Source organism: Pseudomonas sp. UBA5666, from assembly GCF_002420785.1.
Lineage (GTDB): Bacteria > Pseudomonadota > Gammaproteobacteria > Pseudomonadales > Pseudomonadaceae > Aquipseudomonas > Aquipseudomonas fulva.
Genome location: NZ_DIIQ01000002.1, coordinates 269335 through 292758, shown reverse-complemented (window position 1 = coordinate 292758; position 23424 = coordinate 269335). Strand labels below are relative to the sequence as shown.

At 63.1% G+C, this 23424-nt stretch carries 18 protein-coding genes and 1 pseudogene; 12 read left to right on the top strand and 7 right to left on the bottom strand.

Translation table 11 applies throughout. The annotated features are described in order from the left end of the window. The first annotated feature begins 55 nt into the window (after positions 1 to 55). The 3 genes from B2Y33_RS01565 to B2Y33_RS01555 all read left to right on the top strand — a co-directional run bounded on the left by B2Y33_RS01565 (position 56) and on the right by B2Y33_RS01555 (position 3283). Positions 56 to 604: a cupin domain-containing protein gene (locus tag B2Y33_RS01565; protein WP_023532512.1), complete on the top strand. Its 549-nt coding sequence runs from the start codon at positions 56 to 58 to the stop codon at positions 602 to 604. Positions 605 to 713: 109 nt separating this feature from the next. Beyond that, the gene (locus tag B2Y33_RS01560; protein WP_225806663.1) at positions 714 to 1163 is read left to right on the top strand and encodes a c-type cytochrome; all 450 of its coding nucleotides are present in this window, start codon (positions 714 to 716) and stop codon (positions 1161 to 1163) included. A gap of 263 nt (positions 1164 to 1426) precedes the next feature. Continuing rightward, positions 1427 to 3283, top strand: coding sequence for an acetyl-CoA hydrolase/transferase C-terminal domain-containing protein (locus B2Y33_RS01555; protein ID WP_111475527.1), 1857 nt, complete (start codon positions 1427 to 1429; stop codon positions 3281 to 3283). A gap of 60 nt (positions 3284 to 3343) precedes the next feature. Here the strand turns inward: B2Y33_RS01555 and xpt are convergent, their stop codons facing one another. Both xpt and rep read right to left on the bottom strand, forming a co-directional pair. After that, positions 3344 to 3916, bottom strand: coding sequence for a xanthine phosphoribosyltransferase (xpt, locus tag B2Y33_RS01550; protein WP_023532789.1), 573 nt, complete (start codon positions 3914 to 3916; stop codon positions 3344 to 3346). A 62-nt stretch (positions 3917 to 3978) separates the two neighbouring features. After that, complete coding sequence (gene rep / locus B2Y33_RS01545) at positions 3979 to 5988, bottom strand: DNA helicase Rep (RefSeq protein ID WP_027913385.1); 2010 nt, start codon at positions 5986 to 5988, stop codon at positions 3979 to 3981. A gap of 291 nt (positions 5989 to 6279) precedes the next feature. On the opposite strand from rep, the gene B2Y33_RS01540 reads away from it, so the two are divergent. Continuing rightward, on the top strand, positions 6280 to 7947 hold the full coding sequence (locus B2Y33_RS01540) for a putative bifunctional diguanylate cyclase/phosphodiesterase (protein ID WP_111475526.1): 1668 nt from the start codon (positions 6280 to 6282) through the stop codon (positions 7945 to 7947). Positions 7948 to 7997: 50 nt separating this feature from the next. Here the strand turns inward: B2Y33_RS01540 and B2Y33_RS01535 are convergent, their stop codons facing one another. Continuing rightward, entirely contained in the window at positions 7998 to 9386 is a 1389-nt protein-coding gene (locus tag B2Y33_RS01535; RefSeq protein ID WP_027913387.1) for a NorM family multidrug efflux MATE transporter, read from the bottom strand. Between the two features lie 154 nt (positions 9387 to 9540). Between B2Y33_RS01535 and B2Y33_RS01530 the strand changes: the two genes are divergently transcribed. Next, positions 9541 to 10467: a LysR substrate-binding domain-containing protein gene (locus B2Y33_RS01530; RefSeq protein WP_027913388.1), complete on the top strand. Its 927-nt coding sequence runs from the start codon at positions 9541 to 9543 to the stop codon at positions 10465 to 10467. 26 nt (positions 10468 to 10493) lie between these two features. Further along, a pseudogene (locus B2Y33_RS01525) lies at positions 10494 to 10805 on the top strand (methyl-accepting chemotaxis protein); the annotation flags it as partial. Between the two features lie 38 nt (positions 10806 to 10843). On the opposite strand, the gene hglS reads toward B2Y33_RS01525, so the two are convergent. Continuing rightward, entirely contained in the window at positions 10844 to 12238 is a 1395-nt protein-coding gene (hglS, locus tag B2Y33_RS01520) for a 2-oxoadipate dioxygenase/decarboxylase HglS (protein ID WP_206405088.1), read from the bottom strand. 136 nt (positions 12239 to 12374) lie between these two features. Continuing rightward, the gene (locus B2Y33_RS01515) at positions 12375 to 13265 is read right to left on the bottom strand and encodes a LysR family transcriptional regulator (protein ID WP_049695297.1); all 891 of its coding nucleotides are present in this window, start codon (positions 13263 to 13265) and stop codon (positions 12375 to 12377) included. Positions 13266 to 13398: 133 nt separating this feature from the next. Between B2Y33_RS01515 and B2Y33_RS01510 the strand changes: the two genes are divergently transcribed. Both B2Y33_RS01510 and B2Y33_RS01505 read left to right on the top strand, forming a co-directional pair. Further along, the gene (locus B2Y33_RS01510) at positions 13399 to 14889 is read left to right on the top strand and encodes an aldehyde dehydrogenase family protein (protein ID WP_027913392.1); all 1491 of its coding nucleotides are present in this window, start codon (positions 13399 to 13401) and stop codon (positions 14887 to 14889) included. A 159-nt stretch (positions 14890 to 15048) separates the two neighbouring features. Next, entirely contained in the window at positions 15049 to 16335 is a 1287-nt protein-coding gene (locus tag B2Y33_RS01505) for an NAD(P)/FAD-dependent oxidoreductase (RefSeq protein ID WP_206405089.1), read from the top strand. 29 nt (positions 16336 to 16364) lie between these two features. Here the strand turns inward: B2Y33_RS01505 and B2Y33_RS01500 are convergent, their stop codons facing one another. Next, entirely contained in the window at positions 16365 to 17792 is a 1428-nt protein-coding gene (locus tag B2Y33_RS01500; protein WP_206405090.1) for a mechanosensitive ion channel family protein, read from the bottom strand. Between the two features lie 234 nt (positions 17793 to 18026). Here B2Y33_RS01500 and ycaC point away from each other — a divergent pair, with 234 nt between their 5' ends. The 4 genes from ycaC (at position 18027) to B2Y33_RS01480 (ending at position 22105) form a co-directional block, all read left to right on the top strand. Continuing rightward, positions 18027 to 18656, top strand: a complete 630-nt coding sequence (gene ycaC / locus B2Y33_RS01495) for an isochorismate family cysteine hydrolase YcaC (RefSeq protein WP_027913395.1) — start codon at positions 18027 to 18029, stop codon at positions 18654 to 18656. 113 nt (positions 18657 to 18769) lie between these two features. Next, entirely contained in the window at positions 18770 to 19336 is a 567-nt protein-coding gene (locus B2Y33_RS01490; RefSeq protein ID WP_059183534.1) for an antibiotic biosynthesis monooxygenase, read from the top strand. Positions 19337 to 19373: 37 nt separating this feature from the next. Further along, entirely contained in the window at positions 19374 to 20192 is an 819-nt protein-coding gene (locus B2Y33_RS01485; protein WP_027913397.1) for an alpha/beta fold hydrolase, read from the top strand. A 71-nt stretch (positions 20193 to 20263) separates the two neighbouring features. Further along, complete coding sequence (locus B2Y33_RS01480; protein WP_049695298.1) at positions 20264 to 22105, top strand: amidohydrolase; 1842 nt, start codon at positions 20264 to 20266, stop codon at positions 22103 to 22105. Positions 22106 to 22390: 285 nt separating this feature from the next. On the opposite strand, the gene B2Y33_RS01475 is transcribed toward B2Y33_RS01480, so the two are convergent. Then, a complete protein-coding gene (locus tag B2Y33_RS01475; RefSeq protein ID WP_206405091.1) occupies positions 22391 to 23302 on the bottom strand; it encodes a LysR substrate-binding domain-containing protein in 912 nt (303 codons plus the stop codon). Positions 23303 to 23424: the final 122 nt, after the last annotated feature.

Sequence of the window (23424 nt, the reverse complement as noted above, 5' to 3'; positions counted from 1 at the left end):
GTTGCCATGATATCGTTCACATCCACCCGCATACCCGTCTCAGGAGGCTCCAGCTTTGGACGTCGGCGAACGACTGCAAGCCATCCGCACGCTCAAGGGCCTGTCCCAGCGTGAACTCGCCAAGCGCGCGGGCGTTACCAACAGCACCATCTCGATGATCGAGAAGAACAGTGTGAGCCCATCGATCAGTTCGCTGCGCAAGGTACTGAGCGGCATTCCCATGTCCATGGTCGAGTTCTTTTCCGTCGAGCTCGAACCCGAGAGCCCTGCGCAAATCGTCTACAAGGCCCACGAACTGATCGACATCTCCGATGGTGCGGTGACCATGAAGCTGGTTGGCAAATCGCACCGTAACCGCGCCATCGCTTTTCTGACCGAGGTGTACCCGCCTGGCGCCGACACCGGCGCCGAAATGCTGACCCATGATGGCGAAGAGACCGGCATCCTGCTCGAAGGCCGCCTGGAGTTGGTGGTCGGTACCGAGCTGTTCATTCTCGAAGCAGGCGACAGCTACTACTTCGAAAGCACCCGCCCGCACCGTTTTCGCAACCCGTTCGAACAGCCAGCACGCTTGATCAGTGCCGCTACCCCCTCGAACTTTTGATCCAGCGCAGTGCATTGACGCGTCAATACCCCTTTCCTGCGTAGGGTCGTTTCCCGGCCTCGGGCTTGTCGTTATACTTTTCGGCGCTCGAGGATCCGTGGCCGCGAGCATGATTAGCCACCATGAGGGTGTTCGCGTGAATCAAGTCAAGAAGATGCTGGCCATCCCGGCCGCCGTACTGGCCCTGTGGGCAATCACCGCTACCGCTGCGACCAACGACGATATCGCCAAGCGCCTGGAGCCGGTCGGCAAGGTGTGTATCCAGGGCCAGGAATGCAAGGGCATGGCCGTGTCCGCTAGCACGGGTGCCGGGTCTGCCAGGACGCCGGATGACATCATCGCCAAGCATTGCACGGCCTGCCATGGCACGGGGCTGCTCGGCGCGCCGAAAGTGGGCGACAACGCAGCCTGGAAGGAGCGTGCCGACCACCAGGGTGGGTTGGATGGCATCCTGGCCAAGGCCATCACGGGCATCAACGCCATGCCGCCGAAGGGCACCTGCGCGGATTGCTCGGATGATGAGCTCAAGGCCGCTATTCAGAAGATGTCTGGCCTGTAAATACCGCAATGTGCCGCGTAGCAGTCCCAGTATTCTAGCTTCGCCTCTTGCCTTGCCGGGGCCGCTTCGCGGCCCATCGCGGCCGGTCCGGCGCCCCGGCGAGAGCGCTCAGGCACCGCGTACGCGTGGACCTACGCTGTGGCTGAAGACCACCGAGTTATCCAGACCCCAGGTGGCTGCGGCTTCCTCTTACCGTCCAGGCAACCAACCTGTCTACCTGCCTGTCGAACCTCCTGAACCCAAGCACGAACCAGGAGGCCTCGATGCACCTCAGCTCCATCGACCAGGCCGTCGAACAGATCCTGTCACGCCTGCCAACCCATATCCACATGGGCCTGCCGCTGGGCCTGGGCAAACCCAATGCTTTCGTCAACGCCCTCTATGCCCGCATCCGCGAATTGCCCGAACGCCGTCTGACGATCTATACGGCCCTTTCCCTGGGTCGACCGGCGCTCGGGGATGGCTTGCAGCGACGCTTGCTCGAGCCCTTCGTGGAGCGCGTGTTCGGCGACTACGAAGAGCTTCACTACCTGGCCGACCTGCGCAATGACAGCCTGCCGCCAAACATTCGCGTAGAACAGTTCTTCATGCAGCCCGGCAGCCTGCTTGCCAGTGAATCGGCCCAACAGGATTACGTCAGCAGCAACTACAGCCATGCCGCGCGAGACATCAATGCCAAGGGCCTGAACCTGATCGCCCAACTGGTGGCGGCTACGCCGGAGCGGCCCGTCCACCTGAGCCTGGCCTGCAACCCGGACATCACCCTGGACCTGTTACCCATGGTCGAACGCCGCCGCGCCGCTGGCGAGACCATTCTGATGCTGGGCCAGGTGCATGCGCAGTTGCCGTACATGCCCGGTGATGCCGAGCTGCCAATGGATGCCTTCGACCTGCTGTTGGACGAAGCCGAGCAGCGCCAATTGTTTTCAACGCCCAACATGCCGGTCACCACGCAGGACCACTGCATCGGCCTGCATGCCAGCAGCCTGGTGCGTGACGGGGGTACCTTGCAGATCGGGATTGGTGCCATGGGCGATGCGGTTGCCGCCGCGCTGCTCGCTCGCCAGAGCGATAACGTTGCTTACCGCGCAGCGCTCGACAGCCTTGGCGCGAGTACCGCGCAGGCCCTGATCGAGCGGGAAGGCGGGCTCGCGCCCTTCGAGCATGGGCTGTATGGCTGTAGCGAGATGTTCGTCAACGGGCTGCTGGCGCTGGCCGAAGCCGGCTTGCTGCGGCGTGCTGTCGATGAGCAGGGGGTAGTCCTGCACGGAGGGTTCTTCCTCGGCCCGCAAGCGTTCTACCAGCGCCTGCGCGACATGAGCCTGGAGCAGCGTGCGCGGTTTGCCATGACCGGTATCGGCTTCGTCAATGAGCTCTACGGTGATGAACAGCTCAAGCGTGCTCAGCGACAGGACGCACGCTTCATCAATACGGTGTTCGGCATGACCCTGCTCGGCGCGGGTGTGGCCGATCAGCTCGAAGACGGGCGCGTGCTGAGCGGGGTAGGTGGGCAGTACAACTTCGTTGCCCAGGGGCACGCGCTGGAAGGTGGCCGCTCGATACTGCTGCTGCGCAGTTGGCGCGAAGCGGGTGGCGAGGTTTCATCGAACATTTTCTGGAACTACGGCCATTGCACCATTCCCCGCCACCTGCGCGATATCGTGGTGACCGAATATGGCATCGCTGACCTCAGGGGGCAGACCGACAGTGAGGTCATTGCGCGATTGCTTGCGGTGTGTGACTCCCGGTTCCAGCAAAGCCTCATCGAGCAGGCCAGGGACGCTGGCAAGCTGGCGGAAGATTTTCAGCTCGACAGGCGTTTTGCCGATAACACGCCGCAGCGCCTGGCCGCGGTCCGGGCGCAGCATCCACAGCTGTTCCCGGAGTACCCCATGGGGACCGACTTCACGGCTGAAGAGCAGGACTTGTTACGGGCGCTGAACTGGTTGAAAAGCAAGTTCAAGCTCAGCGAGGCGCTTGAGCTGGGCAAAGCCGCGCTGGACGCGCCAGGGCCCCAAGGGTATGAGCGGCATCTGGCACGGATGCAGCTTGACCAGCCTCAGGGGCTCAAGGAAGAGCTGTACCAACGGTTGCTGTTGGCAGGCCTGGCGGCGACCTGAAGACGACAGGGGCTGCCGCGCAGCCCCTTGTGGCCCGGATGTAAGCGAGCCAGTGCCGCCTCACTCGATGAAGCTGACCACACCGCCTTCCAGCGATTTCACCCGCGCCAGCGACTCCACGCGATAGCCTTGGCGATCCAGCTCGGCGCGCCCGCCCTGGAACGATTTCTCGATCACGATCCCCAGCCCTACCACGGTCGCTCCGGCCTGCTTGATGATCGAGATCAGCGCCTGGGACGCCTTGCCGTTGGCAAGGAAGTCATCCATGACCAGCACCCGGTCGCTGCTGCTCAGGTGGCGCGGCGAAATGGCCACGGTGTTCTCGGTCTGCTTGGTGAACGAATACACAGAAGCCGTCAGCAGGTTCTCGGTGAGGGTCAGCGACTGGTGCTTGCGTGCGAAGATCACCGGCACACCCAGCTTCAGCCCGGTCATCACCGCAGGCGCGATACCCGACGCCTCGATGGTGACGATCTTGGTCACGCCGGCATCGGCGAACAGGCGGGCGAACTCGTCACCGATCAGCTGCATCAGCGCCGGGTCGATCTGATGGTTGAGAAACGCATCGACTTTGAGAACCTGGTCGGAAAGCACGATGCCTTCTTCGCGAATCTTCTGATGCAGTGCTTCCACTATGGTATTCCTCGGAACAAAAATGGCCGCAAACAGCGGCAGTGTTTAAGAGTAATGGTTGATCAGCGTTTGAGCATCGCCCGGATGTCGGCCAGGGCATTGTTGCCGCGTGCGGCCTTGACCTCGACCGGGGCATCGTCCAGTCCTTCCCAGGACAGGTCTTCGGGGGGCAGCTCGTCGAGGAAGCGACTAGGCGTGCAGTCGATGATTTCCCCGTATTGCTTGCGTTTGGCGGCGAAGGTGAACGCCAGCGTCTGGCGTGCGCGGGTGATGCCCACGTAAGCCAGGCGGCGCTCTTCCTCGATGGTGTCGGCCTCGATGCTGGAGCGGTGAGGCAGGATCTCCTCCTCCATGCCCATGATGAACACGTAGGGAAATTCCAGGCCCTTGGACGCGTGCAGGGTCATCATCTGCACACCGTCGGCGTTTTCTTCCTCTTCCTGCTGGCGTTCGAGCATATCGCGCAGCACTAACTTGCCGATGGCGTCCTCGATGGTCATGTCACCCTCTTCGTCCTTCTCGAGGGTATTCTTCAGCGCTTCGACCAGGAACCAGACGTTGCTGATGCGAAACTCCGCTGCCTTATCGCTGGCGGTCTGCTGGCGGATCCAGTTCTCGTAGTCGATGTCGCGGATCATTTCATGCAGGGCGGCGATGGGATCATCCAGCGCCACCTTGTGGCGCACGCCGTCCAGCCAATGCTTGAAACGCTGCAGGCGCTCGGTGTAGCGCGCATCCAGGTGCTCGCCCAGCCCCAGTTCCTCACTGGCGGCATACATCGAGACACCCCGGCCGGTGGCATAGTTGCCGAGCTTTTCCAGGGTGGTCGAGCCGATTTCCCGGCGCGGCACGTTGATGACCCGCAGGTAGGCGTTGTCGTCGTCAGGGTTTACCAGCAGGCGCAGATAGGCCATGAGGTCTTTGACTTCCTGACGGCCGAAGAAGCTGTTGCCGCCGGAAAGACGGTAAGGCACTTGGTGGTGCTGCAACTTCAGCTCGATCAGCTTGGCCTGGTAGTTACCGCGGTACAGGATGGCGAAATCGCTGTAGGGACGGTTGGTGCGCAGGTGCAGCGTGAGGATTTCCATCGCCACGCGTTCGGCCTCGGCGTCCTCGTTCTTGCAACGGATCACCCGGATCTCGTCACCAACGCCCATCTCGCTCCAGAGCTGTTTCTCGAATGCGTGCGGGTTGTTGGCGATCAACACGTTGGCGCAACGCAGGATGCGGCTGGTGGAGCGGTAGTTCTGCTCCAGCATGACCACTTTCAGGGAGGGGTAATCCTCCTTGAGCAGCATCAGGTTCTCAGGACGCGCGCCGCGCCAGGCGTAGATCGACTGGTCGTCGTCGCCCACGACGGTGAACTGGTTGCGCATGCCGATCAGCATCTTCACCAGCAGGTACTGACTGGCGTTGGTGTCCTGGTATTCGTCGACCAGCAGATAACGCACGCGGTTCTGCCAGCGCTCGAGCACCTCGGGGTTTTCCTGGAACAACTTGACCGGCTGCAGGATCAGGTCGTCGAAGTCCACGGCGTTGAACGCCTTGAGCGTGCGCTGATAGTGGGTGTAGACGACCGCAGCGGTCTGCTCGCGCGGGTTGCGTGCCTTCTCAAGGGCCTCGGGAGGCAGGATCAGGTCGTTCTTCCAGGCACCGATCATGTTCTTGATTTCGTCGATGCCGTCGTCGCCGGAGTACTCCTTCTGCATGATGTCCGACAGCAGGGCCTTGATATCCGATTCGTCGAAGATCGAGAACCCAGGCTTGTAGCCCAGGCGGTCGTGCTCCTTGCGGATGATGTTCAGGCCCAGGTTGTGGAACGTGCAGACCGTCAGCCCTCGGCCTTCGCCCGGACGCAGCAGGCTGGCAACCCGCTCCTTCATCTCGCGGGCGGCCTTGTTGGTGAAGGTCATGGCCACGATGTACTGGGCGCGAATACCGCAGTTCTGGATGAGGTGGGCAATTTTGCGCGTGATGACGCTGGTCTTGCCCGAACCTGCACCGGCGAGCACCAAAAGAGGGCCGCCGACATAGTCACGGGCTTCCTGCTGCCGGGGATTGAGTCGGGACATGCTAGAAACCGGGGGTCGCCAGAAAATAGCCGCGCATTCTAACAGGCATGCGTGTTCGTGGCGTGACCGTCTGACGTTCGAGTCAGACTTTCGAAACGATCATTAGCGTCACTAATACTTGCGCCTGAAAAAATCGTATTTGCCGGTTTGTCCGCTTTCGCGCAGGATGCACGACAAAATACGTCGGACCAGGCTGTCCAAAACCGCTTTTAAGAGTGAAAATCATTTCCATTAATTGCGTTGGGCTCATTATCGGTCAACGTTTGCATCGTCGAGCTTTAAGGAGCCGTCTTGTCCGCGCCTGTCGAACCTATGCGTTTGCTGCTGTTGGCCAGTGAGCCCGAGTGGGCGGCCTTGCTGCACGCGTGCATGCCGGCCTTGAAGGGCACGGCCGTACTGCTCACGGCACCCGACTGGGATGCCGTCGACAGTCTGTTCAGCCGCGACCGGCAGGCCGTGGTGCTGACCACGCCGGCCTTGCGGCCAGCACCCGGTCGCTGTGACCTGCCGACCATCCTGCTGCTGCACAGCGAACCCGAGGCGGCGCCAGGCGGCGTCAGTGACTGGCTGGTGAGCGACCAACTCAATGGCGACAGCCTGCGTCGCTGCCTGCGCCACGTGCGCGAGCGAGGTGCACTGGTGGCCACCCTGCAGCGCTTGGCCGAACAAGACCCTTTGACCGGCATCGCCAACCGCCAGGGCTTTCAGGCCTTGCTGGCCACGCGCCTGGCCGACCATGACGGGCGCGGCGTTGCCTTGGGGCATCTGGACCTGGACAACTTTCGCCACGTCAATGACGCCTTGGGGCACCAGAGTGGGGATCGCCTCATTCTGCAGGTGGTGCTACGTCTGAAGCATCAGCTCGAAGCAGGCGACCAGCTGGCACGCCTGGGCAGTGACGAGTTCGCCTTGCTGATCGACACCCGCCGTGACCCAGGGCGGGCCGAGTGGATGGCCGAGCGCATCGTGGAGGCATTGGCCGAGCCCTACTGGGTCGATGGCGAAAGCCTGCTGCTCGGCTGCAGCCTGGGGCTGGCCCACGCCCGCGCCCAGGGCGGCGCCGACCCGCTGATGTGGCATGCGCACATCGCCATGCGCCAGGCCAAGGCCATCCAGGGCTGTACCTTCCATGTCTTCAACGAGCGCATCAATCGCCACGCACGCAGCCTGGCCGATCTCGAAAGCGAGCTGCGCCGGGCCTTGCGCCGTGACGAGCTGGAACTTCACTATCAGCCGCGCCTGAACCTGGCGGATGGGCGGGTCGTCGGTCTCGAAGCGCTGGTGCGCTGGCGCCACGCCGAACGGGGCTTGCTGCCGCCCAGTGAGTTCGTGCCGCTGGCCGAGCAGAGCGGGCTGATCGTGCCGCTGGGTTACTGGGTCATCGCCCGTGCCCTGCGCGACATGCAGGCCCTGAACACCCAAGGGCTTGCGCCATTGCACATGGCGGTCAACCTCAGTTTCCGGCAGTTCCAGGACAGCCAGCTGCTGGCGACCTTGAGCCGGCTGATCGCCGAGTACGGTGTCGATGCTCACTGGCTGGAATTCGAGCTGACCGAAACGGCCGTGATGCGGCGCAATGAGCGGGTGCGTCAGACCATGGATGCACTGGGGCGCCTGGGCGTGCGCTTCTCGCTGGACGACTTTGGCACAGGGTTTTCTTCGTTCGTGCACCTCAACAGCCTGCCGATCACCTTGCTCAAGGTGGACCGCAGTTTCGTTGCGCAGATGGAAATGCGCGAAGAGAACCGCAAGCTGGTGCATGCCATGATCAACCTGGCCCACAACCTCAACCTCGAAGTGGTGGCCGAGGGCGTCGAAAGCGAAGCGCAATTAGCGTTGCTGCGCGGGTTTGGCTGCAACCAGGTACAGGGTTACCTGGTCAGCAAGCCCCTGCCGGTAGACGCGCTGATCCCGTTCCTGCGCCAGGCGTCCCATCGCCAGGTGGGGTTTGCAGGCTAGCCAGCCGCGCCCCCTTGGCCAATGCGCAAATCCACATCAAGTCGTTGACATCAGGCAGGTGTGGCCGTTGCGGCGCTTGTCCCGGCGTGGCGTAGCAACCGCCGCATCCGCCACTCGAAGCCGAAGGTCAGTGCCACCGAGGCGCACGCCAGCCCTAATGCCAGCCCCCACCAGACGCCCACCGCGCCCCCGCCGAAGACGAAGGTGAACAACCAGGCGCTGGGTGCCCCGATGAGCCAATAGCACACCAGCCCGATCAGGAACGTGGTCTTGGCGTCCTTCAGCCCGCGAATAGAGCCCATGGCGATGGTCTGCACGCCATCGAAGAGCTCGAACCAGGCGGCGACCATCAGCAGCTGGACCGCCAGTTGGAAGATGGCGGCAAACGCCGGGTCGGCCCGGTCGATGAACAGCCCTACCAGTGCGTCTGGCAGCAACCAGAACAGGGCAGCGAAGGCGAACATCAGCATGGCTCCGAAGCCGATACCCACCCGGCCTGCGCTGCGCGCTGCGAGCAAGTTGCCCGCGCCGTAGTAATGGCCCACGCGCATGGTCACGGCATAGGACAGGCCAGTGGGCACCATGAAGGCGGTCGACACGATCTGCAGGGCGATCTGGTGCGCGCCCAACTCGGTACTGCCCAGCACGCCCATGCACAGCGCCGCGAAGGCGAACAGCCCTACCTCCACCATGTAGGTGCCGCCGATCGGCAGGCCCAGCCGCCACAGCTCGCCCAACGCTGGCAGCGATGGCCGTGACAGGCCTTTGCGCAGTGGGTAGGCCGCATAGGCCGGGTGCCAGCGGATATACAGCGCCAGGGCAATGGCCATGCCCATCGAGACCACCGCAGTGACCAGGCCGATGCCCATCAGGCCAAGCTTGGGCAGGCCGAACATGCCCTCGATCAGTGCAACGTTCAGCAAGTAGTTGAGTACGGTACCCACCAGGCTGATGACCATCACCGGCGTAGAGCGGCCCAGGGCGCTGGTGAAGCCGCGCAAGGCCATGAAGGTCAGGTAGCCCGGCAAAGCCAGCGGCAGCAGGGTGAGAAACTCGGCCGCCGAGGCCACGTTGTCAGGCTGTTGCCCGAAGAGCAGCAGGACAGGTTCGAGGTTCCACAGCACCAGCGCCGCGAACAGGGCCAGGCCCCAGGCCAGCCACAGACCGCTTTGCGCCAGCCGTGTGGCGCCCTCGATGTCATTGGCGCCCCTGCGGAAGGCTACCAGGGTGCCAACCGCCGCGATGACGCCCAGGCAGAAGATGGACACGAACGAATAGCCCGCCGCGCCCAATCCGCCCCCGGCCAGGGCCTGCGGGCTGATGCGTGCCATCATCAGGGTGTCGGTCAGTACCATGAGCATGTGCGCCAGCTGCGAGGCGATCAGTGGGCCTGCCAAGCGCAGTAATGCCTTGAGCTCGAGCGTAGGTGCGACGTGCATGGATGTGATCCTTGGCAAAGACAATGGCGGACGAAGGGCGATTCTGAGGCTTGGGTCAGCTTTTAACAAAAGGATAAATGCGATCATTGGCATGAGTTTTAATCATGGCGATATGATGCGCAGGTCGCCGCTTCTCCACCGAACAAGGAATCTCATGACCCGCAAGCTGCCGCCCCTGTATGCGCTGCGTGCATTCGAAGCCGCGGCGAGGTTGAACTCATTCACCCGTGCTGGCGAAGCGTTGTCCATTACCCAAAGCGCGGTCAGCCGGCACATTCGCACGCTGGAGGATCACTTTGCCTGCCGCCTGTTCACGCGCAGTGGCCGCAGCCTGCAACTGACCGAAGCGGCGCGGGTGCTGCTACCGGGTGTGCGCGAAGGCTTTGCCGCGCTTGAGCGTGCCTGTGACACGTTGCGCGGTGAAGACGACATGCTGCGCATGAAGGCGCCGTCCACCCTGACCATGCGTTGGTTGCTGGCCCGGCTGAGCCGCTTCCGTCGGCTGCAGCCTGGCAATGAAGTGCAACTGACCAGTGCCTGGATGGACGTCGACCATGTGGACTTCAACCAGGAACCTTTCGATTGCGCGGTGCTGCTGGGCGATGGGGTGTTCCCGGCGGAGTGGGAGGTGCGCAAGCTGTTCCCCGAACTGCTGGTGCCGGTGGGCGCACCAGGGCTGCTGGATGACGGGCCTTGGTGCGCGGCGCGCCTTGCGAGCAGCGAACTGCTGCACCCCACAATGGACAAGCGCGACTGGCGAGTGTGGCTGGAACGCCTGGGCCTGGGTAGCAGGGTTTCGCTCAAGGGCGGCCAGGTGTTCGACACGCTGGAACTGGGCATGATTGCAGCGGCCCGTGGCTACGGTGTTTCGATTGGCGACCTGATTATGGTGGCCGAAGATGTGGCGCAGGGGCGCATGAGCCTGCCATGGCCCACGGCGGTCCCCAGCGGCTTGGACTACTACCTGGTATGGCCGCGGACCCGACCGGGCGGCGAGCGGCTGCGCCGCCTCAGTGCCTTCCTGCAAGCAGAGGTGGCTGCCATGGCGCTACCCGAGGTGGTGATCCTGCCAGCCCTTTGATTGCGAGCGCTATATCCCGGTCCGACACCGGGCACGCCATCACCACACTGGAGCAGAGTAACCAGCTGATGCAGGACGGCCTTGAGCGTAACGACAAGGTCGCGCAAGCACTTGCCCGCATCGACGAACAAAGCCGTGCGGCGGGTGAGCAGTTTGCCGTGATCAGTACGGCGACCCAGGAGCAGAGCAGCACAGCGACCGTGCTGAGCCGCAATTTGCAGAGCATCGCCCAGGCCAACGGTGAGCAGCGCGAGGTGGCCAACGAGCTGGCACTCACAGCGCGGGAGCTGGAAGGATTGGCTGCGCAGTTGCGTCAGGAAGTGGACCGCTTCCGCTGACACGCTGGGGCACCCACGTGCCCCTTCACTCTGTCGCCTTACACCGATACCAGGTTCAATGCCTGGGCGCAGGCCTGCAGCGAGCGGCGCTCGCTTTGCGCATACAGCGCCAGTTCATCCTGCACCTGCAGCCCCAGCGCCGCTTCGAAGGCCGCGCGGTTGGCGTTGCTGCCGTACTCGGCCTGGGCATCGTCGCCCAGGTTGGACTGGAAGATCCCTGCGGCGCTTACCGGCAAGAAATCCTCGTACACCAGCGCCTCGAAATGCACGTGGTCTGCGTCGATCAGCCCTTGCAGGGTAGTTGGCCTGCCTTGCTTATCGCGCGCGGCCAGGCCTTTCTCGGTGGCGAAGTAGCGAAAATACGCCAGGCCCTGTTCACGCATCTGCGCCAGGTCGTCCGGGAAGGCGGCGAAGGTGTCGGTGAGTATCGCCATGTACCGTGCGGCATTGGCCTCGACGGGCGCACCCCCCAATGCGACACGCGTCGTGTCGAGCAGCTTGTCATAGAGCTGGCGCCCCTTCGGTGTCAACGCCGCGCCACGTTGCTCGATTTCCCCAAAGCGCGCGGTGTGGCTGCCTTCGCTACCGTGCTGACCGCAGAATGCGACCTTTTCCTGCAGGGCCTTGAAGCTGGTCTGGCGCAGCAGGATTGGGTGGCGGCGGGGAGGGGGGCCTTCGACCACGGCCTTGGGCGTGATGCCCTTGGCTGGCATGCCGAGCTGGATGGCATCGATGTCCAGGGTGCGCGGAGTCAGGTGGTTGATGTGCGGACCCCTGAACGCGACCACATCGGCAAGCAGGCGGTGCTGGTCGTGCAGCTGCTGGTATTGCTCGGCGGTGACGGTGGCGTCGTGGTGCCAGCGGAAGGTCTGCAGGGCTTGCTGTACGAAAGCCTGAGCATCTGCGGCATTCAAGCCGCCATCGCGTTCGTGCTGCTCGATCAGATGGAGTACGCGAGGGGTGAAGATCTGGCGTTTGGCCAGGATATCCTTGGCCATTTCCCGCAACTGCAGGTTGTCGATCAGCTCCAAGCGCAACAGCGAGGTGAAGACGCGGAACGGGCTGACGTGCAGCGACTGCTCGTGCACGGCACGGAACGCGGTGGAGTGCACCGGCACCCCAGCACTGCTGAGGTCGTAGTAGCCCACCGGCTGCATGCCCATGACCGCAAAAAGTCGCGCGATGGTCGCCAGCTCCTGGGCCGTACCTACTCGGATGGCCCCGTGGCGTTCATGGCCCAGCCGTTCGAGCTCCCCGGTCCAGCGCAGCGCCTGCGTCACTTCTGGCTGCTCGGCCATCACCTGCTGGTTGATTTCGCTCACCAGCGCAAGCAGCGTGCCGTACAACGGCACTTCCTGTTTGTACATGAGCGACATGGCGGCAGAAAACTGCGCACGGATGCTGTCGGGGCTGACGAAATCATGGGCGGGCATCGCTGGATTCCTGGTTGATGGCTGACCTTTACATGAAAGCGGGGAATGCACCCGGTCTACAAGCGAAAAAAAGTAGGTGTGTCATTCCTTTTTTGATCGACGTAGGCGGTCTAGGGCGCTACGCCTGTCTAGAGCATCAGGCCTGCAACTGCTCACCGATCCAATCCACCAGCGCCCGCACCTTGGGCACTTCTGCGGCATGTTCGGCGTACGCCAGGTAGTGCGCGCCGGCACTGCGCATCGCATGGTTCCAAGGCATGACCAGGCTGCCTTCGGCCAACTCCTTTGCGACCAGGTAGCGCGGCACCAGCGCTACCCCGCAGCCGGCCTGGGCAGCGCTCAGTGCCATGTAGAAGGTGTCAAAGCGTGGGCCGTGGTAGGCGCTGACGCTTTGCAGGTCCTGCTCCAGGAACCATTCGTGCCAGGCTTCCGGCCGTGAAGTGCTTTGCAGCAACACCAGGTCGGTCAATGCCTCGGCACTGGCCAGGTCACGGCCGGCCAGTAACTCTGGCGAGCACACCGGCACCACTTCTTCACCGAACAGCTCGATGCAGCTGGCCCCCGGCCAGGTGCCCTGGCCGTAGAAGAACACGACGTCGGCCGAGCCCTGCAACAGCGAGAAGGGCTCCATTTCGTTGCGGATGTCCAAGTGAATGTTGCTGTGCCGCCGGCCGAAGCCCTTGAGGTGGGGGATCAGCCACCGCACACCAAAGCTCGGCTGCGTCGCGACCTTCAGGATCTCGGTCTGCTCCCCGTAGGTCAGCACATAGCGGCTGGACATATCGACCTGCGTGAGGATCTTGTTCACCTCGGCCAGATAGAGGCTGCCGGCTGGCGTGAGTTGTAAACGTCGGCGAATGCGCAGGAAAAGATGGTGACGCAACAGGTCTTCAAGCTGCGCGACCTGCTTGCTGACCGCACTCTGGGTCAAGTGCAGCTCTTCGGCGGCTCGGGTGAAGCTCAAGTGACGGGCTGCAGCTTCGAAGCACTGCAGGGCGGTCATGGAAGGCACCAGACGTTTTGACATAGCGTTCTCAAAGGCTCGAGTCATTACCTGACGGAATGATATGCGGAATAAAGGTCGTTTGTTGCGCTTAACTGATCGGATTAATACTGATCCACATCATATCCAACCTGTCCACCGATGTAGGAGAACACCAATGGTTGCTGGATTGCTCGAGCGCCTGGGGGTTGCTGCCCAGGCTTACACGCAAGGCGATTACGCTGTACACACGCCCATCGACGGCAGCCAGATCGCTTCGGTGACACTGCTCGGTCAAGCCGAGACTACCGCGCGCATCGAGCAGGCTCAGCAGGCCTTCGAGGCATGGCGCAGCGTGCCAGCCCCTCGCCGGGGTGAGCTGGTGCGCCTGTTCGGCGAAGTGCTGCGCGAGCACAAGGCAGACCTGGGTGAACTGGTTTCGATCGAGGCAGGCAAGATCACCCAGGAAGGTCTGGGCGAAGTGCAGGAAATGATCGACATCTGTGACTTTGCAGTGGGGCTGTCACGCCAGTTGTACGGCCTGACCATCGCCTCCGAACGCCCGGGTCACCACATGCGCGAAAGCTGGCACCCGCTGGGTGTGGTCGGTGTGATCAGCGCATTCAACTTCCCGGTGGCGGTCTGGTCCTGGAACACCGCCCTGGCCCTGGTGGCCGGCAACTCGGTGGTGTGGAAGCCCTCCGAGAAAACGCCATTGACCGCCCTGGCGTGCCAGGCGTTGTTCGACAAGGCGTTGAAAGCCTTCGGCGATGCGCCGGCAGGTCTCGCGCAGCTGGTCATCGGTGGCCGTGAAGCAGGCGAAGCCCTGGTCGATGACCCCCGCGTGGCCCTGGTGAGTGCCACCGGCAGCACGCGCATGGGCCGTGAAGTCGGGCCGCGTGTAGCCGCACGTTTCGGGCGCAGCATCCTGGAACTTGGCGGCAACAATGCCATGATCCTTGCACCCAGCGCCGACCTGGACCTGGCCGTGCGGGGCATTCTCTTCTCGGCAGTCGGCACTGCCGGGCAACGCTGTACCACGCTGCGCCGCCTCATCGTGCACCGTTCGATCAAGGACGAAGTGGTGGCTCGGGTCAAGGCCGCCTACGGCAAGGTGCGCATTGGCGACCCGCGCAAGGACAACCTGGTTGGGCCCCTGATCGACAAGGCCTCATTCGATGCCATGCAAGGCGCCCTGGCCAAGGCTCGCGACGAAGGGGGCCAAGTGTTCGGGGGCGAGCGTCAGTTGGCCGACCAGTATCCCAATGCCTATTACGTGTCGCCTGCCATTGCCGAAATGCCTGGGCAAAGCGAGGTGGTGCGCCATGAAACGTTCGCGCCGATTCTCTATGTACTGGCTTACGATGACTTCGACGAAGCCTTGCGGCTGAACAACGAAGTCCCGCAGGGCTTGTCGTCCTGCATCTTCACCACCGATCTACGCGAGGCTGAGCGTTTCCAGAGCGCGGCTGGTAGCGATTGCGGTATCGCCAACGTCAACATCGGCACCAGCGGTGCCGAAATCGGCGGGGCGTTCGGGGGTGAGAAGGAGACCGGTGGTGGCCGTGAGTCCGGTTCAGATGCCTGGAAAGGCTATATGCGCCGTCAGACCAACACCGTGAACTACTCCCGTGAGTTGCCACTGGCGCAAGGCATCGTGTTCGACTGATCAGCGTAATGGTGTAGAACCAGGGGCACGGCCCCTGGTGGGCGACCAAGCCCGCGGCCATCAGGATCGGTGTGCTTGCACCGCTATCTGAGCATGCGGGCTTGGCTGCGAAAGGCCGCACGGCGGTCTCGAACAAGAATAAATTGCGGGAGCCGGGCCATGTCCGAACTGCGTCAAGAATGCTTGTGGGAATGCGTCACCGTGCCGAGCGTGACTGTCCAGGCCGTGGCGGGGGAGCACCACGCCGATGTCTGCGTGATCGGCGGCGGCATTACCGGATTGTCAGCAGCCATTCACCTGCTCGAGCAGGGCAAGTCGGTGATCGTACTGGAGGCCTGGAAAGTGGGCCACGGCGGCTCCGGCCGTAATGTCGGTCTGGTCAATGCCGGTACCTGGATTCGCCCGGATGATGTCGAGGCCACCCTGGGTCAGAAACAAGGCAGCCGGTTGAACACGGTGCTGGGTCAGGCCCCGGCCGATGTGTTCGCCATGATCGAACGCCTGGGCATCGACTGTCAGGCGCGGCACCAGGGCACCCTGCACATGGCACATAACACGACCGGCATCGCCGATCTGCAGGCCCGTCACGAGCAATGGCGACGGCGCGGTGCCGATGTCGAACTGCTGACCGGCGCACAGTGCCAGGAATATTGCGGCACCGACAAGATCTCCGCCGCCCTGCTGGACCGGCGCGCCGGCACCATCAACCCGATGGGCTACACCCAGGGCCTGGCAGCTGCCGTGGTGCGCCTGGGTGGCAAGCTGTTCCAGCAGTCCGCAGTCCAGGGCCTGACGCGCGAAGGTGACAGCTGGCGTGTGCAGACTGCACGCGGTTCGGTTCGCGCCGAGAAGGTGGTGATTTCCACAGGCGCCTACACCGAAGGGGACTGGAGCAACCTGCAAAAGCAATTCTTCAAAGGCTATTACTACCAGGTCGCCTCCAAGCCATTGCAGGGCGCGCAGGCCGACAAGGTACTCCCTCACGGCCAAGGCTCCTGGGATACCCGCACCGTGCTCAGCAGTATTCGTCGCGATGATCAGGGCCGTTTGCTGCTCGGTAGCCTGGGCCGGGTCGACAATAAACCCGCGTGGTTCGTGCGCAGCTGGGCCGACCGTATCCAGCGTCACTACTACCCGACGCTTGGCAAGGTCGAATGGGACATGCACTGGACCGGCTGCATCGACTTTACGCCCGACCACCTGATGCGTTTGTTCGAACCCGCCCCAGGGTTGGTGGCGGTCACCGGCTACAACGGGCGCGGCAATACCACTGGCACCGTCATTGGCCGAGCGTTCGCCGAGTTTCTGTCCAAAGGGGAAGCCGCCAGCCTGCCGATACCGTTCTCGACCATGAAAGGCGTGAGCGCGACCTCACTGCGCACCGCGTTCTACGAGTCCGGGTTCTCGCTGTACCACGCCGGCCAGTGCCTGCGCGTGGTGCTGTAAGGCAACGCTCCACAACGGCAGGTGACGCGTCATTTGTGCAGCCAGCTCAGGAAACCGCCTTTCTTGATGGAGGCAGGCTTGTGCAAGAGCAGCGAATCGCGACCCTGACGTCGGACGCGTTGCAGTTTGCCCAAGGCGGTCTGCACATCGCCGTGCTGCTGCAGATACGCTTTGACTCGTTGCTTGTCGATGCGATACAGCAGGCAACTGGTCAAGGTTCTGAACTCCACCAGCGAGTCGTCTTCATCGACGAGCCCGTCGATACCCAGTACTTCACCTGGGCCCATGCGTCCGGCCTCCAGGCGCTTGCCATCTTCCAGCACCGCCGCTGATACGACACCTCGACCTATGACCAGCACATGCTCGGACTGCTTGCCCACCTCCAGGATCGTTGTGTCAGCCAGGTACTCAACGGCGGTCATGTGCTGGCTCAGTGCGTCGCGCTCTTCATCACTCAGCGCGCGGAACACTCGCACTTCGTCCAGCACCTCCCGTTGACGGCTACGCGGCGCCGTCGCCAGGTCCTGGTTCCAGATGACCCCGTTCGCTTCCAGGTGCCGATGGGCCAGGTCGAACAACTGGTTGCGCGTAGCGTTCTTGGCGCTCATATCGGCGATGAAACCGCTGGCTTCGTATTCCACCGAATCGAGCGTCGCGGTTTTCACGGCCACCTTGGGGGCAGGTGAAGGGAGGAGCGCACGGGTACCGCGCAGCGCCTTTTCCAGCGCATCGAACACTTTGCCAGGGCGCACGCTTGCAGGCACGACCACGCTGATCGACACGCCATGCACATCAGTTGGACGGCTATGGTTGAGCAAGCGGACCTTTGCAGCCACGGAGTTCGGGATGACCGCCAGGCTACCGCTGCTGGTGAGCAGCCGCGTGGCGCGCCAGTCGATGTCCAGCACCTTGCCCTCCGTGCCATCGATGGAAACGGCGTCACCGATCTGATAGGGCCGCGTGGTGTTGAGCACGATGCCGCTGAACACGTCCGCCAGGGTGCTCTGCAAGGCCAGGCCGATGACGATGGCCATCACTCCCGATGTGGCCAGCAGCCCTTTGACGGGCAATTGCAGTACATAGCCGGCTGCCGCTACCACCGCGGCGATGAAGATCAACGCCCCGAGCACATCCTGCAGCAACCGGCCGCCGTGGCTGCCGCGCGCCACCAACAGCAGGCCGAAAACCACCGTGACGGTGCGCGCGCCAAACAGCCACCAGGCGATGGCAAGCACCGTGGCCAACAAGTTACGGGCAACGTCGTCGGCCCAGGGCGCGGGCTGTAGCGGGCTCATCCCTGCCGCCACCAGCACCAGGCTGAAGAGCAGGAACAGGGTCAGCCGCGCGGCTATTCGCCAGGCATGGCGCTGTGCCGGGATCAGCTGCCAAACGATCAAGTCGAGCAACAACAAGGTGGTGCCGAGCAGCAGTGGGGAGGACTGGATGAACGCCAGCATGATGGTCTCGGGACAGGGAAGGGCTGCCGGTAGTAATAGAGCAGGTTCACGCAGGAGGCAATGGGCATGGCGTTGCATAGAACCGGCCCTACAGGGCGCTGAACCATCGTTCATAAAATAGAACGCTAAAGCCAAAAAACGCTATCTACCGCCGAAAACTGGATGGTTTTAATCTTCTCCCATCAACGCGAAACACCCCACCTACTGCAAATCACGACTACTGGAGCTACCGCCATGACTCAATTCAAATACAACCGCCTGAACAAAGACGACGCTGCCGTTCTGCTGGTCGATCACCAGGCTGGGTTGCTGTCGCTGGTGCGCGATATTGAGCCCGACACCTTCAAGAACAATGTGCTGGCCCTGGCGGACCTGGCCAAGTTCTTCAACCTGCCGACCATCCTGACCACCAGCTTCGAGCAAGGCCCCAACGGCCCATTGGTGCCAGAGCTCAAGGCCCTGTTCCCGGACGCGCCTTACATTGCGCGTCCTGGCCAGATCAACGCCTGGGACAACGAAGACTTCGTCAAGGCGGTGAAAGCCACTGGCAAGAAGCAGCTGATCATCGCGGGTGTCGTCACCGAAGTGTGCGTGGCCTTCCCGGCCCTGGCCGCCCTGGAGGAAGAATTCGAGGTGTTCGTGGTGACCGACGCGTCCGGCACCTTCAATGCCATGACCCGCGATGCCGCCCACGACCGCATGAGCCGTGCTGGCGCGCAGTTGATGACCTGGTTCGGCGTAGCCTGCGAACTGCATCGTGACTGGCGCAACGACGTCGAGGGCCTGGCCGCGCTGTGCTCCAACCATATCCCTGACTACCGCAACCTGATGACCAGCTACAACGCCTTCAACGCCAGCAAGTAACCCCATCGCCGCGGGCACCCCGGCCGGTGCCCGCCGGGCCGCACACCTCGATAACGTTCAGCCCATCCACTGTTGCCCAGCGCAAGCGGGCAGGCTCAGCCCAAGGAATGCAGATGAACACCGCCGCCCAAGACAACCGCGACGTGGTTACCCTGGTGATCCAGCACAAGGTCCGCGCCGCGTCACTGAACGACTACGAAGTGTGGCTCAAGCATGCGGTAGGCACCGCCCGCCGCCAGGCGGGGCACCTGGACGTCAATGTCATTCGACCCGATGAGGGCGGTCTACACTTCACCACCGTGGTCCGGTTCGCCAACGCCGACCTGTTGCAGGCGTGGGTCAACTCAGCAGAACGCCAGGCGATGGTCCGGGACGTGCTGCCGCTGCTCGACGGTGGTGACAGCCCTCAGGTCCATGAGGACCCGGAATTCTGGTTCACACCACCCGGCACCCGCGCCGTACCACCACCGCGTTGGAAACAGGCGGTGCTGACGTACCTGGTGATCTGCCCGATGACGTTGGTGGTGCCGCACCTGCTGGCCCCGTTATTCGAACGTTTGCCACAACTGGCTGGCCCGGTCAGAGGCACCCTGATCGGTAACCTGTTCGTCATCTTGCCTGTGGTGTTCTACATCATGCCCTGGGTCACCCGCCGTTGCGCCCATTGGCTGCGCGGCTGAACAAGCCTTTTTCCACGTACCACTAGGAGATACCGATATGAGCACGTTCCAAACGCGTGATGGCACTTCGATCTATTTCAAGGACTGGGGTACTGGCAAGCCGGTACTGTTCAGCCATGGTTGGCCGCTGGATGCCGACATGTGGGACACGCAGATGGAGTACCTGGCCAGCCGCGGCTACCGGACCATCGCCTTTGACCGCCGTGGCTTTGGGCGGTCGAGCCAGCCGTGGACCGGCTACGACTATGACACCTTCGCCGATGACATCGCGCAATTGATCGAGCACCTAGACCTGCGTGAGGTCACCCTGGTGGGCTTTTCGATGGGGGGCGGTGATGTCAGCCGCTATATCGGTCGCCACGGTACCGGGCGGGTGGCCGGGCTGGTGCTGCTGGGGGCCGTCACGCCTGTGTTCGGCAAGCGCGCAGACAATCCGGACGGGGTGGACCTGTCGGTGTTCGAAGGGATCGAGGCCGGGCTGCGGGCCGACCGCGCCCAGTTCATCGCCGACTTCGCGGCCCCGTTTTACGGGCTGAACCAGGGGCAGCAGGTGTCCCAGGGCGTGCAGACGCAGACCTTGAACATCGCGCTGCTGGCCTCGCTCAAGGCCACGCTGGACTGCGTGACGGCGTTCTCGCAGACCGATTTCCGGCAGGACCTGGCCAAGGTCGACGTGCCCACCTTGGTGATTCACGGCGACGCCGACCAGGTCGTGCCCTTCGAAACCACCGGCAAGCGCGCCGCGCAGTTGATCGCCGGCGCCGAGTTGAAAGTGTATGCCGGTGCGCCGCATGGGTTCGCAGTGACCCATGCGCAACAACTGAACGAAGATCTGCTGGCGTTTCTCCAGCGCTGAGCCAGACAGGCAAGCGGCGTCGCGACGACGCCGCTGCGCCTGACCTATGAACTCCATTCCAAGGAGGCCCTATGGACGCCGATCTGATTCTGTTCAACGGCAAGCTGCACACCGTCGACCGCGAGAACCCCAACGCCACCGCCGTGGCCATCAAGGATGGCCGTTTTATCGCCGTGGGCAGCGATGCCGAGGCCATGGCCCACAAAGGAACGGCCACTCAGATTGTCGACCTGCGCCGGCGCACCGTCATTCCCGGGCTCAACGACTCGCACCTGCACCTGATCCGCGGGGGCCTCAACTACAACTTGGAGCTGCGCTGGGAAGGGGTGCCGTCGGTGGCCGATGCCCTGCGCATGCTCAAGGACCAAGCCGCACGTACGCCGACCCCGCAATGGGTCAGGGTGGTGGGTGGCTGGAACGAGTTCCAGTTCGCCGAAAAGCGCATGCCCACCCTCGAGGAAATCAACCAGGCTGCCCCGGATACCCCGGTGTTCCTGCTGCACCTGTACGACCGGGCGTTGCTCAATCGTGCAGCGCTCAAGGCTGTGGGCTATGACAAGACCACGCCCAATCCGCCTGGCGGGGAAATCCAGCGTGACACGTTCGGCAACCCCACGGGCATGCTGATCGCGCGGCCGAACGCCATGATTCTCTACGCCACGCTGGCAAAAGGCCCCAAGCTGCCACTCGAATACCAGGTCAACTCCACGCGCCAGTTCATGCGCGAACTGAACCGATTGGGGCTGACCAGCGCCATCGATGCCGGTGGCGGCTACCAGAATTTCCCGGACGATTATTCGGTGATCCAGGAGCTGGCCGACAAGGGTCAACTGACGGTGCGCATCGCCTACAACCTGTTTACCCAGAAGCCCAAGGAAGAGCTGGACGATTTCCGCAAGTGGACTGCCAGCGTCAAGCTGCACAGTGGCACCGATTTCCTGCGTCACAACGGTGCGGGCGAAATGCTGGTGTTCTCGGCGGCTGACTTCGAAGACTTTCTGGAACCGCGCCCGGACCTGCCGCAGACCATGGAGCAAGAACTGGAGCCGGTGGTGCGGCACTTGGTCGAGCAACGCTGGCCGTTCCGTCTGCATGCGACCTATGACGAGTCGATCACACGCATGCTCGACGTGTTCGAGAAGGTCAACCGCGACGTACCGTTCAACGGCTTGCCGTGGTTCTTCGATCATGCCGAAACCATCACGCCCCGTAACATCGAGCGGGTACGCGCCCTGGGTGGCGGCATTGCCATTCAGGACCGCATGGCCTTCCAGGGCGAGTATTTCGTCGACCGCTATGGCGCCCAAGCGGCGCAGCAGACACCACCGATCAAGCGCATGCTGGAGATGGGGGTGCCGGTAGGGGCGGGCACCGATGCGACCCGCGTGTCCAGCTACAACCCGTGGACTTCGCTGTACTGGCTGGTCAGCGGCAAGACCGTTGGCGGCATGGCACTGTATCCCGAAGGGTTGAGCCGGGACACGGCCTTGCAGCTGTTCACCCAAGGCAGTGCCTGGTTTTCCAGTGAGCAGGGCAAGAAGGGGCAGATCAAGGTCGGTCAGCTCGCCGACCTGGCGGCGCTGTCGCAGGATTTCTTCTCGGTGGAGGAAGAGGCGATCAAGGGTATCGAGTCGGTGCTCACCCTGGTAGACGGCAAGGTCGTATACGGCGCCGCCGAGTTCGACAAGCTGGGGCCACCGCAGGTGCCTGTGTTGCCTGAGTGGTCACCGGTCGCCAAGGTGCCCGGCCACTGGCGCGTGGGCACCCCCTCGCTGGCAGCCATGGCACACCAGTGCTCGGGCCCGTGCGGTGTCCATGCCCACAGCCATGAAAAGGCCCGGCATTCCAGCGTGCCGGTCAATGACTTCCAGGGGTTCTGGGGCGCGTTGGGTTGCTCGTGCTTTGCCTTCTAGGCCGAGATGCTGAGGGCTGTGCAGCAACCCGTCGCAGCCAGCCTGCAAGTACAGCGCAGGCCTCAACCCGCTTAACTCTGTGAAAGCGGCCTTGCCGGGGCGACGAACCGACCGCAATGGGCCGCACAGCGGCACCAAGATTTCAGCTTGGCAGCTCATCTTGCCGGGGCCGCTTTGCGGCCCATCGCGATCAGTGAGCGCCCCCATCACCAGCCGCCCACTCCCCCTGAAACTGTAGCGGCGGGACATTTTGGGCGCTCGCCATGGGCGTTGCAGGCTCGAACCTCAAGCCATGTCGCAAAGCGCAAATTCGTCCGCCAGGTGATCGATCAATGCCCGCACCGAAGGCAGCAAGCCGCGTCGTGAGGGGAAGATCGCGTGCACGATGCCACTGCGCGGGTACCAGCCTGGCAGCAACTCCACCAGGCGGCCCGCTGCCAGGTCGTCACGCACGGCCACCCGTGGCAGGTGCGCAATGCCGATACCCGCCACTACGAAATGGCGCAGGGCGAACAGGTCGTCGGTGACCATGCGCGGCATGTGCGGTATGACGATGCTCTGGTTGTTGTCACCGTCTCGGGACAGCTCCCAGTGATACTCCCGCTGGGCACTGCCCCAATGCAGGCTGGGCAGCGTGCCCAGTAGCTGAGGATCGAAACCGTCGGGCAATTGCGCCAGGTGGTGGGGATGGCCTACCAGGCACTGGGTGCTGTCGCTCAGCGCCTTCATCACCATGTCCGTGTTTTCCAGCGGCGGAAAACGAACACGCAGGGCAATGTCGAAGCCTTCATCCAAGAGATCGACGCGCCGGTTGGTGCTTTCGATGAACAGCTCCACCTGCGGGTACTTGAGCATGTAGCGCGTCAACATCGGCCCGACCCAAGCGTTGAGCAGGGTGGTCGGGCAACTGATGCGCACCAGCCCTCGTGGTTCGCTGCGGTTGCGCTCGATGATCTCGGCCGCACCCTCGGCTTCGACGCGCATGGCCAGGCAGCGGTTGTAATAAGCCTGGCCGATCTCGGTCAGTGCGAAGCGGCGGCTGGTGCGCTGCAGCAAGCGCACGCCCAGACGCTCTTCGAGCTCGGCAATGCGTCGGCTGAGTTTCGACTTGGGCATGTTCAGCGCCCGACCCGCCGGGGCGAAGCCACCGTGCTCGACCACCTGCGTGAAGTAGTAGAGCGAGTTGAGGTCTTCCAAGAATGCGTCTCCACAGAACCCGCCAAGGGCGGCCTGCGCAGTTTAACGTTCCTGGAAGCTGGATGCCGCATCTGGCGCTTGGGCCGCAGCGCGTGCGTGCTTGCCCTGGCCCGAGCGCCAGT